General features: G+C 39.2%; 12 protein-coding genes and 1 pseudogene. 12 read left to right on the top strand and 1 reads right to left on the bottom strand.

All coding sequences use genetic code 11. The annotated features are described in order from the left end of the window. Positions 1–415 precede the first annotated feature (415 nt). Positions 416–1,520, top strand: a protein-coding gene (gene prfB / locus ACVBAX_RS15940) for a peptide chain release factor 2 (RefSeq protein ID WP_447117883.1) whose coding sequence is annotated in 2 segments (ribosomal slippage) — positions 416–487 and positions 489–1,520 — 1,104 coding nt in all. Because the reading frame shifts where the segments join, the coding sequence is not laid out codon by codon here. A gap of 44 nt (positions 1,521–1,564) precedes the next feature. Here the strand turns inward: prfB and ACVBAX_RS15935 are convergent. Next, entirely contained in the window at positions 1,565–3,118 is a 1,554-nt protein-coding gene (locus tag ACVBAX_RS15935) for a glycine betaine uptake BCCT transporter (RefSeq protein WP_447117882.1), read from the bottom strand. A gap of 252 nt (positions 3,119–3,370) precedes the next feature. On the opposite strand from ACVBAX_RS15935, the gene ACVBAX_RS15930 reads away from it, so the two are divergent. The 11 genes and pseudogenes from ACVBAX_RS15930 to ACVBAX_RS15880 all read left to right on the top strand — a co-directional run bounded on the left by ACVBAX_RS15930 (position 3,371) and on the right by ACVBAX_RS15880 (position 15,593). Then, entirely contained in the window at positions 3,371–3,676 is a 306-nt protein-coding gene (locus ACVBAX_RS15930; RefSeq protein WP_430775536.1) for a hypothetical protein, read from the top strand. Positions 3,677–3,838: 162 nt separating this feature from the next. Beyond that, complete coding sequence (locus ACVBAX_RS15925; RefSeq protein ID WP_430775538.1) at positions 3,839–4,702, top strand: YitT family protein; 864 nt, start codon at positions 3,839–3,841, stop codon at positions 4,700–4,702. A gap of 52 nt (positions 4,703–4,754) precedes the next feature. Further along, the gene (gene cccB, locus ACVBAX_RS15920) at positions 4,755–5,072 is read left to right on the top strand and encodes a cytochrome c551 (protein WP_430775539.1); all 318 of its coding nucleotides are present in this window, start codon (positions 4,755–4,757) and stop codon (positions 5,070–5,072) included. Between the two features lie 500 nt (positions 5,073–5,572). Further along, positions 5,573–6,259: a cell division ATP-binding protein FtsE gene (gene ftsE, locus ACVBAX_RS15915; protein WP_447117881.1), complete on the top strand. Its 687-nt coding sequence runs from the start codon at positions 5,573–5,575 to the stop codon at positions 6,257–6,259. Next, positions 6,249–7,142, top strand: coding sequence for a permease-like cell division protein FtsX (gene ftsX / locus ACVBAX_RS15910; protein WP_447117880.1), 894 nt, complete (start codon positions 6,249–6,251; stop codon positions 7,140–7,142). Before ftsE ends, ftsX begins: the two co-directional genes overlap by 11 nt. A 111-nt stretch (positions 7,143–7,253) precedes the next feature. Then, the gene (locus tag ACVBAX_RS15905) at positions 7,254–8,546 is read left to right on the top strand and encodes a murein hydrolase activator EnvC family protein (RefSeq protein ID WP_447117879.1); all 1,293 of its coding nucleotides are present in this window, start codon (positions 7,254–7,256) and stop codon (positions 8,544–8,546) included. A gap of 784 nt (positions 8,547–9,330) precedes the next feature. Continuing rightward, on the top strand, positions 9,331–10,836 hold the full coding sequence (locus tag ACVBAX_RS15900; RefSeq protein WP_447117878.1) for an NADH dehydrogenase subunit 5: 1,506 nt from the start codon (positions 9,331–9,333) through the stop codon (positions 10,834–10,836). Positions 10,837–10,850: 14 nt separating this feature from the next. Next, a complete protein-coding gene (locus ACVBAX_RS15895; RefSeq protein ID WP_447117877.1) occupies positions 10,851–13,469 on the top strand; it encodes a DUF2309 domain-containing protein in 2,619 nt (872 codons plus the stop codon). Positions 13,470–13,528: 59 nt separating this feature from the next. Then, positions 13,529–14,057: pseudogene (locus ACVBAX_RS15890) on the top strand (carbonic anhydrase). A gap of 154 nt (positions 14,058–14,211) precedes the next feature. After that, a complete protein-coding gene (locus ACVBAX_RS15885; RefSeq protein WP_447117876.1) occupies positions 14,212–14,580 on the top strand; it encodes a DUF2294 domain-containing protein in 369 nt (122 codons plus the stop codon). Between the two features lie 248 nt (positions 14,581–14,828). After that, entirely contained in the window at positions 14,829–15,593 is a 765-nt protein-coding gene (locus tag ACVBAX_RS15880; protein WP_447117875.1) for an alpha/beta hydrolase, read from the top strand. Positions 15,594–15,968 lie beyond the last annotated feature (375 nt).

Genomic DNA, 15,968 nt, shown 5'->3' with positions numbered 1-15,968 from the left:
TAATTTTAGAACAAGAATAGGCGGTTTTTAGTGAGTTTGCAGTAGTTTTCGGGGAAGAAAGTTGTGATTCTCAAGATTTACTTGGGATTTTAGAAATATATTTGCGATTCTCAGGATTTACTTGCGATTTTAGAAATATATTTGCGATTCTCAAGAATTACTTGCGATTACAAAAATATATTTGCGATTCTCAAGAATTACTTGCGATTACAAAAATATATTTGCGATTCTCGAAAATTACTTGCGATCCCAACCATATATTTGCGATTCGCACAAAATACTTGCGAAGCAAAACCCAACTCCCGTTCCAATCCCAAACAAACATAATAAAATAGAGGGTCGGTAGCAACAGATTCTACCGTCCTCTTTTTATGGAAAACGATTTTATTAAAATTCTTATAGAGGTGGCACAATCATGGAATTAGCAGATATTCGTAATGAACTTGAAAAAACAGCTAAGAAATTAGCGGACTTTAGGGGGTCTCTTTGACTTAGAAAACAAAGAGGCGCGAATTGCGGAGCTTGACGATGTCATGCTTCAACCTGAATTTTGGAATGACCAGCAAGCAGCGCAGGCGGTTATCTCGGAATCCAACGCATTAAAAGATCAGGTACATGAATTTCATGACCTGTACGAAGTATACGAAAACTTAGATCTCACGTATGAACTTGTTCGTGAAGAAACAGATGAAGAAATGCAAAACGACCTGGCAACCGAGCTAAAAGAATTCTCGGAGCGCCTGGCTCAATTCGAATTACAACTCCTACTAAGTGAAGAATATGACAAAAACAACGCGATTCTTGAGCTTCACCCAGGTGCAGGTGGAACCGAGTCACAAGACTGGGGTTCGATGCTTCTTCGTATGTACACGCGTTGGGCAGAGAAGAAGGGCTTTAAGGTGGAGACGCTTGATTACCTACCAGGTGACGAAGCGGGGATTAAAAGTGTCACTTTAGCGATCAAAGGCCATAATGCGTACGGCTACCTAAAAGCAGAAAAAGGCGTCCATCGTCTAGTGCGTATTTCGCCGTTCGATTCATCGGGCCGTCGTCATACGTCCTTCGTTTCTTGTGAAGTGATGCCAGAATTTAACGATGAAATTGAAATCGACATCCGTACAGAAGATTTGAAGATCGATACGTACCGTGCGAGTGGTGCCGGTGGACAGCATATTAACACGACAGACTCTGCCGTTCGTATAACTCACTTGCCAACGAATGTCGTGGTGACATGTCAAACCGAGCGTTCCCAAATTAAAAACCGTGAGCGTGCGATGAAGATGCTTCAAGCCAAGCTTTATCAGAAAAAGATTGAAGAGCAAGAAGCTGAGCTATTGGAAATTCGTGGCGAGCAGAAGGAAATTGGCTGGGGATCACAAATTCGATCGTACGTGTTCCACCCGTACTCGATGGTAAAAGACCACCGTACGAGCACGGAGACAGGAAATGTGCAAGCGGTTATGGATGGAGATTTAGATATCTTTATTAATGCGTACTTGCGTTCCAAATTGAGTTTATAAAATAGTAAAGCCTTCTAAGTATCAAAACTTAGAAGGCTTTTTCTCTACAAATCACTTTCTCTTAACAGCTGATCTAACTTTTTATTCCGACGCTTTTCTATCTTTTTCTGCTCTCTTACTTCCTCATTTAAAGACATACTCAAAGATACGACCATCAGTACCATAATCACCGCAAATGGCAAGGCAGCAACAATTGAAGCCGTTTGAAGCCCATTCAATCCACCGCTCCACAATAACACCGCAGCGATGCTTGATTGCAGAAAACCCCAAATGATCTTAGTTGAATTCGCGGGATTTAACACCCCTTTGGACGTGAGCATTCCAAGCACTAATGTAGCGGAGTCAGCAGAGGTAATGAAGAACGTAATAATTAACAATGTCCCTAAGCCTGCTAAAATGGTTCCAAGTGGGAACTGCTCTAAGGTGATGAAAAGGGCTGTTGTCACATCATTGCTCACCGCATCAACAATTCCTTTGTTTTCAAAAAGCTCAAAGAAAAGAGCGGAGCCTCCAAAAGCTGAAAACCAAATCGTACCGAACAAAGTTGGGACAAGTAAGACCCCTAGGACAAACTCCTTAATGGTTCTTCCTTTAGACACGCGAGCGATAAATGTTCCAACAAATGGTGCCCAGGATATCCACCATGCCCAGTAAAACAGGGTCCATGCGCCAACCCATGTTCCTTGTGTAAAAGGTGATAAACGGAAGCTCATCGGAATGATGTTTCCTATGTAGCCACCAATTGTAGTGGTTAAGGCATCAAATATAAAGGAGGTCGGTCCAACGACTATCACAAATAATAAGAGCGCGACCGCCAGTCCTAAATTCAAATTACTCAAGTAACGAATTCCTCTATCTAGTCCTGTGGTAGCAGAAACCATATAAAGGATGGTAACAATAGCGATAATGAACATTTGAATCGTCGTATTGTTTGGAATTCCAAATACATGGGAAAGGCCACTGTTAATTTGAAGGGTCCCTAATCCAAGTGAAGTCGCCACACCAAACGTCGTTGCGATTGTAGCAAATGTATCAATTCCCTTTCCGATCGGTCCCTCGACCCTGTTTCCAAGCAGAGGGCGAAAGGTGGAACTAATCAGTCCAGATTCCCCTTTTCTAAATTGTGAATAAGCAAGTCCAAGGGCAATGATGCAATAAATCGCCCAAGGGTGGAGCCCCCAGTGGAAAAAGGAGTATCGTAACGAATAACGAGCTGCTTCTGCTGTTTGACCTTCAGCCAAATCAAGCGGGGGATCAATATAATGAGTGATGGGTTCAGCTACTCCCCAAAAGACCAATCCAATCCCCATCCCTGCGGAAAATAACATGGCGAACCATGAAAAGTATGAGTATTCGGGGTCATCATCATCTTTCCCGAGCTTAATTTTTCCATATGGACCAAATGCTAAGTACGCCGCAAATACTAAAAAGATAAAGGCAGCTAATAGATAAAACCAGCCAAAAGTCCCCGTTGTAAAGGCGAGTGCCGCATTTGCAGAATTAGCCAAGTGATCTGGTGCGAGTAATCCCCATAAAACAAATAAACTAATTATAATGACAGATATGTAAAATACCGAGCCTAGTTTCTTCTCTTGCACAGAATCATCCTTTCTACAGTTCTTTCTCACATAGTATACAATCTTTCTACTAATTCATACGTTTGTCAAGGAATTAGGAATGGCTGGAAAAAAAACGGTGAAATTAATACGAAATGCCCTTGAAGGATAAGGGGTTTTCAAAAATAATAGAGAAAGTATCAAGAATTTTGTGAAGAAATAGGCACAACGCTAGTTTTTTGTTATCATAATGAAAGGAATGCGAACGTGCTGGACAGAGGTGAAAAAATAGTTATGATTAACGAGCAATCAATGCTCTATTTAACCGAAAAACTCCGCAAAGAGGATGAACTGGTGGAGCTAAAATATGAATATTATAAGCGACTTTTACGTGATGAACTCCGTACATATAAGCAAATTAAAGTACCTACCGAAAATTATGCCATCTCCAATGAGGAATTCGTGGATTGGGCAATTGAGCTTTTAACGCCACAAGAACTGCACGATGTGATTATGATGATTCGATATGCGAAAAATCGATCTACGAGCGTTCGTCCGTTTCTCGAAACAATCGCGGTTGGAATCGTGAATAAACAGTAATAAGACCGAGCATGGTGAATGCCCGGTCTTATTTTGTATCATATTAATAAGAAGGTTTTTTAGCCCTTTAACACGGTGGTACAGTGGCATTTACAACCTTTTTCCTCCATGCTATACTCGCCTAGTTATTTTAATAAGAGGTTGGTAAAGGAGACATGGTTAATGAATCGAAAAAAGACATCGGGAGTCCCTCCGAAGGTAGAAGTATTTTTAGAATACATATATGTACTAATTGGATCAGCTATTGTGGCGATTGCCTTTAACTTATTTTTATTACCCAATCAAATTGCGTCTGGTGGGGTAAGTGGGATATCCACCATTCTCTATTCTCTATTCGGATTTGAACCGGCTATTGTACAGTGGACTTTTAATATTCCTTTATTTATTGCTGGTGTTCTTTTATTAGGTAAGAATTTTGGTGTGAAAACGCTGGTGGGAACGATTTTTCTGCCATTAGTCGTGTTTTTTACGAATGATTATGAACCTTGGACGAATGATCCACTACTCGGTGCATTGTTCGGGGGAATTGGAGTGGGTCTAGGATTAGGAATCGTGTTCCGCGGCAAGGCGTCAACCGGTGGAACAGATTTGGCGGCTCAGATTATTAACAAATACACGGGTCTTACATTGGGAACATGTGTGGCCATTATCGATGGATTAATTGTTTTGTCTGCTGCGATTGTGTTTGATATTGAACGAGGCTTGTATGCATTGATTGCTTTGTATGTTACAACGAAAACGATTGACTTGGTTCAAGTTGGTCTCGGTCGTTCTAAGATGGCGATGATTATCACCAACAAGCAGGCGGAAGTACGTGAATGCATTCTGAATAAAATCGACCGTGGTGTGACAAAACTATCAGCATACGGTGGTTATACCGATCACGAGCGACCAATCCTGATGTGTGTTGTTGATCAAACAGAGTTCACGAAATTGAAACAACTAGTGAAAACCATTGACCCATCTGCATTTGTCATCGTTATGGATGCTTCCGAGGTGCTTGGTGAGGGTTTCAAACGAGCCTAGTCTTGGTATAATATTACCGACTATGTATTTTTTTCCTTAGGGGGGAGTTTGGATGAAAAAGAAGCTTCTTGCACTATTGATGGGATCATTATTTGTATTAGCTGCATGTGGCGGCGGTGAGGAAGCAAGCGATGACAGCGCAACAGCTAGTGGCGGAGACGCTGAAAAGCTTTACGGGCAAAAATGCTCAAGCTGTCACGGTGGAAACCTCGAAGGTGGAGTAGGACCGAAGCTTGATGCAATCGGTGCTAGTTTATCAAAAGAAGATATTGAAAATGTAATTGCCAATGGCCAAGGCGCAATGCCGAAGGGACTTTTACAAGGCGAAGATGCTTCCACTGTTGCAGAATGGTTAGCTGGAAAGAAATAATGGTAGATGAAAAACGTCCTGAGGGCGTTTTTTGTTTGTATAAGGAGGTCGCTGATAAAATAGAGAGAGTCGCTGATATATTTAAAAAGTCGCTGATAAAGTAGAGAAAGTCGCCGATATCATAGAAATGTCGCTGATATATGCTTGAATATCATGTTATTTTTCTAAAATCCACCACAGAAATACAAAATTCCACAACATATCCCCCTCATATAATAGAGGAATTCCACCAATCATGTCGAATCATTTACATGACAATTTCCAACTCTCACCATAATATGACAATACTTGAAAAGAAAATGTAATATTTTTATACCGCTTTTTGTATTAGGATAGTGCTATAATGTTTCTTGTATGTGATTTATGAAGAATACTGTCTAAAGCAGCGGTCAACTTTTGTCGAATTTCGACGATAATTCATTTGAGCATCATTCATGTAATGTAACCAACATCCAAAGGCCAATTGATAGATATGACAAAAACAATTTAGGTGATAGTTAATGATAGAAATGAAAGAAGTGTATAAAAAGTATCCAAACGGCGTTACAGCCGCTAATGGTATAGATGTAAATATACAGCAAGGTGAGTTTGTGTACGTGGTAGGGCCGAGTGGTGCGGGGAAGTCCACTTTTATTAAAATGATGTACCGCGAGGAAAAGCCCACAAAAGGTTCGATTATGATTAATGGAATCAATCTTGCCACACTCAGACCCTCAAAGGTTCCACTATTACGAAGAAATATTGGCGTGGTTTTCCAAGACTTTAAGTTACTTTCGACGTTAAATGTATATGAAAATGTTGCGTTTGCACTTGAAGTTATCGAAGAGCAGCCGAAATATATAAAGAAGCGAGTCATGGAGACGTTGGATCTCGTGGGCTTAAAGCATAAAGCCAGAATGCTGCCTACTGAGCTTTCTGGTGGAGAGCAGCAGCGTATTTCGATTGCCCGTTCGATTGTCAATGCACCCAAGCTTGTGATTGCCGATGAGCCGACAGGGAATCTTGATCCTGAGACTTCATGGGAAATTATGAACATCTTTGAAGAGATTAACACAAGAGGAACAACCATCGTGATGGCGACCCATAATAAGGATATTGTTAACACGATTAAGCATCGCGTGATTGCGATTGAAAGTGGAAAAATAGTTCGAGACCAAATGCGAGGTGACTACGGTTATGAAAGCTAGAACGATCCGTCGTCACATGAAAGAAAGCGTCAAAAACCTTGGTCGTAACGGTTGGATGACATTTGCGTCTGTTAGTGCCGTTACGGTGACATTGATTCTTGTTGGCGTGTTTTTAGTGTTAATGATGAACTTGAATAAGGTAGCCGATTCGATTGAAGAAGACGTGGAAATCCGCGTTCATATAGATATAGCAGCTACGAAAGAAGACCAGGCAGCGCTTGAGGAACAGATTAAAAGTCTCTCGAAAGTGGAAAGTGTCACCTTCTCTGCAAAAGAGGAAGAGCTTGATAATTTGATCTCTAGTCTTGGCGAAGAAGGAGAAGTATTTAACCTTTTTGAGCAAGACAATCCTTTAAATGATGTATTTATCGTCAAAGCGAAAAATCCTACTGATACGATGAATGTCGCGAAACAAATTGATGAATTTGAATACACGACAAAGGTGAAATATGGACAAGGCTCTGTTGAAAAGCTATTTAGCTTTTTATCTGTCAGCCGCAACGTTGGACTTGTGCTCATCGTTGGGTTGCTTTTTACAGCGATGTTCCTAATTTCTAACACGATTAAAATTACGATTATTGCTCGTAAACGTGAAATTGAAATTATGCGCTTAGTGGGAGCAACGAACTCGTTTATTCGTTGGCCGTTTTTCCTTGAAGGGCTTATGCTCGGAGTACTAGGTTCCATTATTCCTATCGCATTGATTTCAGTGTTATATACAGAAGCCCATGCTTATATTGCACCAAGATTAGAGGGCAATTTTATTCAAATATTAGATGTGAATCCATTTATTTTCCAAGTGGCTGGAATCCTTGTGATCATGGGTGCCTTTATTGGAATTTGGGGAAGCTTAATGTCCGTACGTAAATTCTTAAAAATATAAGGAAAAGGAATGTACGACGTTCCTTTTCTACATAAAAAATGACTAGATTAATAGACTAGAATCTATCTGTCTATCGAACGACTAACTTAGCATTTGGAAGGAGAAATCGGAGTGAAAAAACAGATAACATATGTCACACTTGCTGCTGCAATAGGTTTCGGAAGTGTTCTTGTCTCTCCAGTAAAGGCGAACACACTCGATGACCTTAAGGAAGAAAAAAGTCAAATTCAAGAAGAAAAATCAGAAGTAGAAACGAAGCTTGATGAAGCGGAACAAAAGCTTTCTGAAAATCAAGCCCAACAGGATAGTATTCAAGCTCAAATTAAAGAGATTGATATGAAGGTAACAGATACGGAAAATAAGATTGCTGAAAAGAATGTTGAAATCGAGAACACTAAGGCTGAAATTGAAACATTAAAAGCAGAAATCGTTGTTCTAGAAGAGCGTATTGCCAAGCGAAATGAATTGCTAAAGGACCGTGCTCGTAACTTCCAGGAAAACGGAAGTATGGTGAGTTATATCGATGTATTGATGGGGGCAAAGAGCTTTTCTGACTTTATCGATCGCATGAGTGCGGTGGCTACCATTGTGGAAGCCGACCAAGATATTTTAAGAGAGCATCAAGCAGATAAAGAAGAACTTGAAGCGAAGAAAAAAGAAGTAGAGGACAAGCTTGCTGGATTAGAAACCATGCTTGCTGACCTTGAAGGAATGAAGCAGAGCCTTGAATCACAAAAGGCTGAAAAGGATAAGTTAATGGCCACTCTTCAACAAGAAGAGACCGAACTTCATAACCATCAAATGGCCCTAGCAGAAGAGCAGTCGATTTTAGCTAATCAAGCTGCTGCAATGCAAAAAGCCATTCAAATGGAGCAAGAACGTCAGGCCAAAGCCGCTGCTGAAGCTGCAGCGGCGGCCGCAGCAGCAGCCGCAAACAATTCGTCAGGTGGCGGAAGTACAGAAAGTAGCGGTGGAGGAAGCACCGTTTCAGCTCCAGCTGTATCTGGTGGATCTTTCACAAGACCATCAGCCGGTTACCTATCTTCAGGATTTGGTCACCGCTGGGGTAAACTGCATGCAGGGGTCGATCTTGCAGCAAAAGGAACAGTACCTGTTGTATCTGCAGCGGATGGGGTAGTTATTCGTTCGTACTACTCTTCAAGTTACGGGAACGCGATCTTTATTGCACACAGCATTAACGGTCAAACCTATACAACGGTCTATGCTCATTTAAGCAGCCGTGCCGTGGGTGAAGGACAAGTCGTATCCAAAGGTCAGTTTATTGGAAACATGGGTAACACAGGTGATTCCTATGGCCAGCATTTACACTTCGAGCTTCACCGTGGAGGATGGAACGCATCGAAGTCCAATGCGGTTAATCCGGTTGGAATTGTTCCACTATAAGAACTGTTGATATATAAAACAATTCTTTAAAAAAGGACTTAAAAACAAAAATACCCTTAAAAATGGGTTTTAAAATTAAATTTAAATAGTTGAATAACCATTCAAATTAATCTTTGAAAGAAGCGCACCATGTCTATTCTCAATCATAGACATATTGCGTTTTTTTTATTAGTGAAATTTAATATACCTAGATTCAAGTATGAGTTAACTATTGAAAAAAGTTAAAAAAGTTAAAGCAGACAGAAGAGGACTCGGGGAATATGAAGATTATAAGCCATGGTTAACAGTAAGAGACCTCTTGCAATCGAAGGAATTTGAGAGCGAAGACGAATATGGGAGCTTTCTGGTTGACAATTTTTAAAATTTGGCATATTTTATATTTAACTTAATAATCGGTAGATACTTATTTTCGCCTTATAAAATAATTAGGCCTTTAGCATTCTTTTAATAAATAATATTGACTGGATGAAAAAGTAACCTAATATAAAAAGGAAGAGTAACGTAAATTGATTATTAAATTTAGTTATATCGATGTTTACTATAGTAGTAAGTTAAACATACAGAAATACTTATAAAAAGGTAGTTCTTCAAAAAACTTCGTTGTAGTTAGTTGAAGTAAAACCGACAATTTTTAAATCTCCAATGATTTTAAATGATCATTGAAGATTTGAAGTTGTCGGTTTTTTTTATTGAGTAAATACAACTTTCTTCAAAAAAACGTTATTAATACTTTTCAGATCGATAGAAGACCTTTGTTAACGCCGTTTAGAAGGGAGAATAAATTGTGTTAGATTCTTGGAGTTTATCATTATTTTTTATGATGCTGGGTATTTCTGCAATTAGTGGTCTATTGTTTTTACATCCGCGAGTACCCCTGAGTTTTGTTCGTATTCATATTGGTTTGTTGGCTTTGCCGTCTCTAGTTTCACTATTGGTTCTTTTGAATACTAGTGTTAGTGGAGTTGTTGGTCCTTGGTCCTTGGATCCCTTAGCTTGGTTAATGGCTTTCTTTGTTCTTGGGATTGGTTTAATCATTCAACGGTATTCTGTACGTTATTTAATGGGAGATCGTTCTTATCGGAAATATTTTATGCTTTTTACGTTCACTACAGGTGCTGCTTCTATTGCATGGTTAAGTGTTGATTTACGCTTGATGGTCCTGTGTTGGGGAGCAACTCTCGTTGGTTTAACCTTACTTATTAGGTTAAATCGTGGATGGAAAGTAGCTAGTGAAGCATCTAGGGTTTCTGGCCGCTTATTTTCAATAAGTTGGTTATCCCTATTATTCGCAGTGATATGGCTCTATAAAATCACAGGTCAATGGCAGTTATCCTTAGCTCTAACAAAAGATAATTTAGCTCAACTCGGACCCTGGGAGCAAACGGGGATTAATTTATTGATTGTATTAGCGGTGATCATTCCAGCTGCTCAGTGGCCTTTTCAAAGGTGGTTAATTGAATCTGTAGTTGCTCCGACTCCTGTTTCTGCAATTATGCACGCAGGTTTAGTAAATGCAGGTGGGATTATATTAACTCGATTTTCACCTCTATTTAATGGTGATATAGCTTCTATCATGTTGCTTATTCTAGCAAGTATTTCTGTATTGATTGGATCTGGAATTAGTTTAGTCCAAGTTGACTATAAACGCCAGTTAGTAGGATCCACGATAGCGCAAATGGGATTTATGCTCATTCAGTGTGCGTTAGGTGCATATGTAGCAGCGATTAGTCATCTTATTTTACATGGTTTGTTCAAAGCTGCTCTGTTTTTACAGGCTGGTTCTGCAGTGCGTCCTTTCGAAGGAGCGTCTCGCGTTAATGAAAGATCATCCTTCTTATGGATTTTGGCTGGTCGGATTTTAGGTTTAGTTGTAGGTATTGTTTATTGGCTCATGGCTCCTGGAGAGGGGTATCAATTAATTAGTGCGTTAATCTTGGGGTGGTCATTGTCGGTTTCTTGGACACAGCTCGTAGCTCTTGGAAAGGGGATTTTGGGTCGACTTGTTGGCTTATCAATTTTAGGAGTAACGGTTACCGTCTATTTTATCATTCATAACTTCTTCTACGAGTGGTTGGATACAACCGTTTATGAGAGTGCTCAACCTCCAATGTCAGTTGTCATCATTGTCATATGTCTCTTACTATTTGGTAGTGCTATTGGTACGTGGGTTACTCGTAATCATTCTTCTGTTACCTTCGCATTAATCTACCTTTGGTTAGTCCGATTAGGTGAAGCAAAACCCAAGCTAGTAGAGAGTCACCCAAACTACCTTAAAGGATATTTATCATAAGGAGGTAATCAGTGATGGGGGTAGCATCGGTATTAAAGAAAGAAAATGTTAAAAAGAAAGATATAAATATAGATTCGCAAGAAAGAGATATTACCATTTTAATTGAATCTGCCAGCCAAGTGATTGCCCCACTTTGGCCAATTTCTACATTTGCTGCACGTAACCCGTGGATGGGACTTGAAAAGCAATCTTTCGACCACGTTGCAAGTTGGTTAAAGGATACTCGTGATATTGATATATACCCTAGTGCTTCTATGATTCTATCGGCAAAAAGTAAAGGCGAGATTGATGAGGCTTTTGTGAAGATGGGTTTACAGCATTGGCTTAATTCACATTCCTTTAATATCCCACGGGATGTGGCAGAGAGATATTGTCAGGCTGCATTAAGATTAGATCCATTACCTTCGAATCTTTTTACATCAAATAAGCTGGGGAAATTGGCAGATGAATTTAATGGAATCAATACAGATAATAATTTCTATACGCAGCCATTAAGTTCGCATATAGAGAATCAAGATGGGGAAAGGGTAGTCAATATTCTCGATTATCATTTCATCAAGTGGTGTAAATTATATCTCGATGATTCGCAGTCAGCTTGGACGATGCCAAATCGTGAGGAAGGTTTCTATCGTGCGTGGCAGCATCTCATTCAATATGATCCTGCGCTGAATAAGAAACAGCGTGATAGTTTAAAAGATTGGCCACTAGAAGCACATATTGCGATAAAAAAAGCTTTATACGAACTGAAAATCCCAAAATCAGAAACGCAGACATATCTTGAAGGTCATTTGCTATCCTTACCTGGGTGGGCAGGAATGATGCTTTGGCGTTCTAGACAATCGAGCCATGAACAGCAACTCCTTACAGAATATTTAGCTGTTCGAATTTCTATGGAGTGGGCGTTTATAAAACCATACCTACCTTTGAAAAACCAACGATCTAAGAAAAAAGTATCGATTCCTTCCCTTTTAGCATCTTGGTTCCATTGGGGGGGGCTTACAATCGAGGAATGGTCACAGATGTCTGTCGCACAACAAAACGAATATTTATCATTTGCCTACCATTTTGATGAGAAGCTAAGAAGGAAGCTTTGGTTAGAAGCTTGGGAAAAAACACACACGGATAGATTAAGTCAGAAAATCACCTCTAAACACCCTGAGACTAATGGGAATAAAATGGCCGTAGCTCAATTAGCATTCTGCATAGATGTACGATCAGAACCTTTTCGTCGTCATCTTGAAAAAGAAGGTCCGTTTGAAACCATTGGAATTGCTGGATTCTTTGGTTTACCAATTGCAACAAGTGAACTCGGAAGTAAACACAGCCACTCTTCCTTGCCAGTTATACTAAAGCCTAAGCACAAAATAAAAGAGTCTGCAGATGAGAATGAACTCAAATCATATCAACAACGAAAACAAGCAGTGAACTCCTTAAGCTATACATTTAAAAAGATGAAACAGAATGTACTATCGAGCTTACTCTTACCTGAAGTAAGTGGACCTTGGCTTAGTCTACAAATGATAGCACGTAGTTTTGTGCCAAAAGGAGTAGAACGTTTTATGCGTAACCTTCGTGAGACTTGGTTACGCAAACCTAATACAACGCTCTCGCTTAATCATTTTTATAATACAGAAGCGGAGATACATGTGGGTTTTTCTAAAAAAGAAAAAATCGATTATACACGCCAAGCATTGAAACTGATGGGGTTAACAAAGAATATTGCACCATTGGTTGTAATATGCGGACATGGTAGCCAAAGTACCAACAATCCGTATACTGCTGCTCTCGACTGTGGTGCCTGTGGTGGGGCCGCAGGTGGATTTAATGCAAGGGTTTTAGCCGCTTTATGCAACCTTCCAGAAGTAAGAGAAGAGCTTTCTTCCTCAGGAATTGAAATCCCAGAGAACACAGTTTTTGTAGCTGCTGAGCATAATACAACAGTTGATGAATTACACTGGATTTATGTTCCTGAACTTTCCGAAGCTGCACAAGAAGCATTTGATCGTATCGAAGCTATTATGCCGAAAGTAAGCCATAATGCAAATGCAGAACGTCTAGCCCAATTACCGAATATCCAAAAGAAACTTAAAAATCCGAAGTCAGAGGCACACCGATTTGCAGAAGATTGGAGTGAGATACGTCCAGAATGGGGATTAGCTCGTAATGCGGCTTTTATTATCGGCCAACGTGAATTAACTAGGGATTGTGACTTGGAAGGTAGAGCCTTCCTTCATAATTATGATTGGAACCAGGATGAAAGTGGTGCTCTCCTAGCTAACATCATTGCAGGACCAGGAACGGTGGCCCAATGGATAAATCTTCAATATTACGCTTCAACGGTAGCACCTCATTATTATGGTAGTGGAAATAAAGCAACTCAAACCGTCACAGCAGGTCTCGGTGTTATGCAGGGGAATGCAAGTGACTTGTTAGCCGGACTACCTTGGCAATCCGTCATGCAATCAGATCACGAGGCATATCATTCTCCTCTTCGGTTGCTGATTGTTATCCAAGCACCTAGCGAATATGTAGAACGATTATTAAATAATGATTCTGTATTTCGTGTAAAAGTTCAAAATGGATGGGCTAGACTTGCTAGTGTTGATCAAGAAGGACGCTGGAAAAATTGGTAACTGCTATTAGTTATTTACTACTTATCAATAAATTTAAACATAAAGAAGGAGTGTAGTATATGAATTTAGATGAAAATCAGAAAGCATTATTTTTAACGGACGTTGAAAACGGGTTAGAGTCTATTTTACAAGAAATGACTAATATTCGAGTAGAAAACATGCTGACTATACAAAGCTATGATTCTGTAATCTCACACCCTTATGGAGATATTATGAGGTCCGTTATCATTGCTATTTATCAGGAAAATGTTAAGGAGATTTTCGTTGTAGGAACAAAAGATAAGAGAACTGCCACAGTTAATGTACAAACTCAACTTGATTCAATAAAAGATAAAATCCAAACATTGGATTATCTTTTTCAAAATTGTATGCCTGAATTTTCAGGGTGTACAGTGGAAGGTTGGTTAAATGGAAAAGAAACTGGTAGTGACAATATCGTCAAAAGTGTTGATAGCATTCGTCATCATCCATTAGTTCCATCACATGTAAAAGTTAGTGGTTTAATAATAAATAAAAATGATGGAAAACTCTCAATTTTGGAGGTTCCAACTGAGAAAAAAGTCTCAAACCTTACCTGATCATCACTAGTCATCTTGCATTGGAAGGGAGAGTTAACTTCTATCCACGCGCACACGTGGAACAGTTAGTTCTATCTAAAATGCACGGGAATCATTAAGACTAATACGATGTGTAAGGAACTATGCAATAGACCAATTTTTTTGTTTGATGGGAGACGTATTATATGAAAGTATCTAAAGGTTCTTACGAATCTGAGATAAGTAAGGCAATTACACAATGGGAAAAGGACTTTCTTGGGCGTGGGTCTGTATCGGTTAAAACAGATATATTACGGGATATGATAATTGTAAATTTACAAGGTATTTTAACACCAGCTGAATATACCGTTTGTGAAACAAAAGAGGGACTGTTAACTATTAAGAAAACTCGTTCGGAATTAGTTGAATCAGGTATAGAAGATCTTAAGGATATTATATTAAATATAACTGGAGAAAAAGTGAAGAGTTTTCATACTGATATAAGCTCTCGTACAGGTGAACGAGTGATGTTATTTAAATTATTTAATGATCTTGAGAAAAAAATTTTGATGTAAAGAAACAGTTTGTCGCCTATATATATAAGTAAAAAAAGCGCAAGATGTCTACTCTCCATTTTAGACATTTTGTGCTTTTTGGTTTTACATGACCGGGCTCTTCATGGTCGTCGTTTTTATCGGTCCAGGTATCAAATAAAAGCAAGTTGCGTTTTTTTATTATTTTTTTAATTCCTAGTTTACAGATAGGTATAATATGGATTATAGTAAGGTAACAGATAAAAAGCTTACTAATGGAGGCGAAACAGATGGCAGAAACATATCCGGTTATCGAGGGAGCGGAAGAATTTTTCTTCGAGGGAAGTGAAGTAGGAGTACTAATATCTCATGGATTTCTTGGGACACCTCAAAGTGTACGGTATATTGGGGAAGAGTTTGCAAGATTAGGGTACTCGGTGTTAGCTCCTAGATTAAAGGGACACGGAACTCACTATAAAGATATGGAAGCTTGCTCATATCAAGACTGGTTCTCTTCATTAGAAAAAGCCTATTTACAATTAAAACAACATTGTTCATCTATTTTTGTTATCGGACAGTCAATGGGAGGAACACTATCTCTTCGTTTAGCTCATCGTCACAAAGAAATAAAGGGGCTTCTCTTAATAAACGCCGCTTTAGAAGTTCCAGCCTACGACTATTTAAAAGATCAAGTTGAACCAAGGTTTATAGATGAGTCAGAACCAGATATTCATGCAAAGAATGTTCATGAAATTACTTACTCGAAGGTACCATTAAAAGCGGTTCATGAATTACAAAGGGTCATGAAGGATACGTTAAGCATCCTACCTGAGATTGAAAGCCCGGTTTTAGGAGTCCGCTCAAGTGTGGATCATGTGGTTCCACCAGGAAATACCGACTATATCCTTCAAACGGTACACTCTACTAATAATGAGAGGCTCATATTACCAAATTCCTACCATGTGGCATCTATGGATTATGATAAAGACGAAATTGTGAAAAGTGGACATCAGTTTATTCAACAGTTAGTCGCAAAGGAACTGGTGTTAAGTTAATTTCATCTTAACGTGTATGAAAAATAAACGGAGAAACTCCGGCTAAATTGGGAAATACCCATATTTCCTTAGAACTAAGGGGAGTTTTTCCGTTTATATTATCCAAATCTTTGGATTTTGGCTTATTTAGAGCAGTTAATCGGAATATCTCCCCTTATATCCGCTTCTTAAGCTTCCCCTATATACATTAGCAGGAAATTCTCCGCCTATGAATTATCTTACCTGTGCAAATTGACGTTTTGCAAACTCCCTCTTCTTTTTTTATCTCAGAGTCGAAATTTGTAGAAATATTTTGAGCATTGCGAAATAAAACCTCTCCCATTTCTATACTCAAAACTAGAATTTGGCACTATAATAGTAATAATTGCACAGGTA

This window comes from Robertmurraya sp. GLU-23 (genome assembly GCF_052983275.1).
Note: the sequence above shows the minus strand (reverse complement) of the source record. Positions and strands in the feature narration are given on the sequence as shown.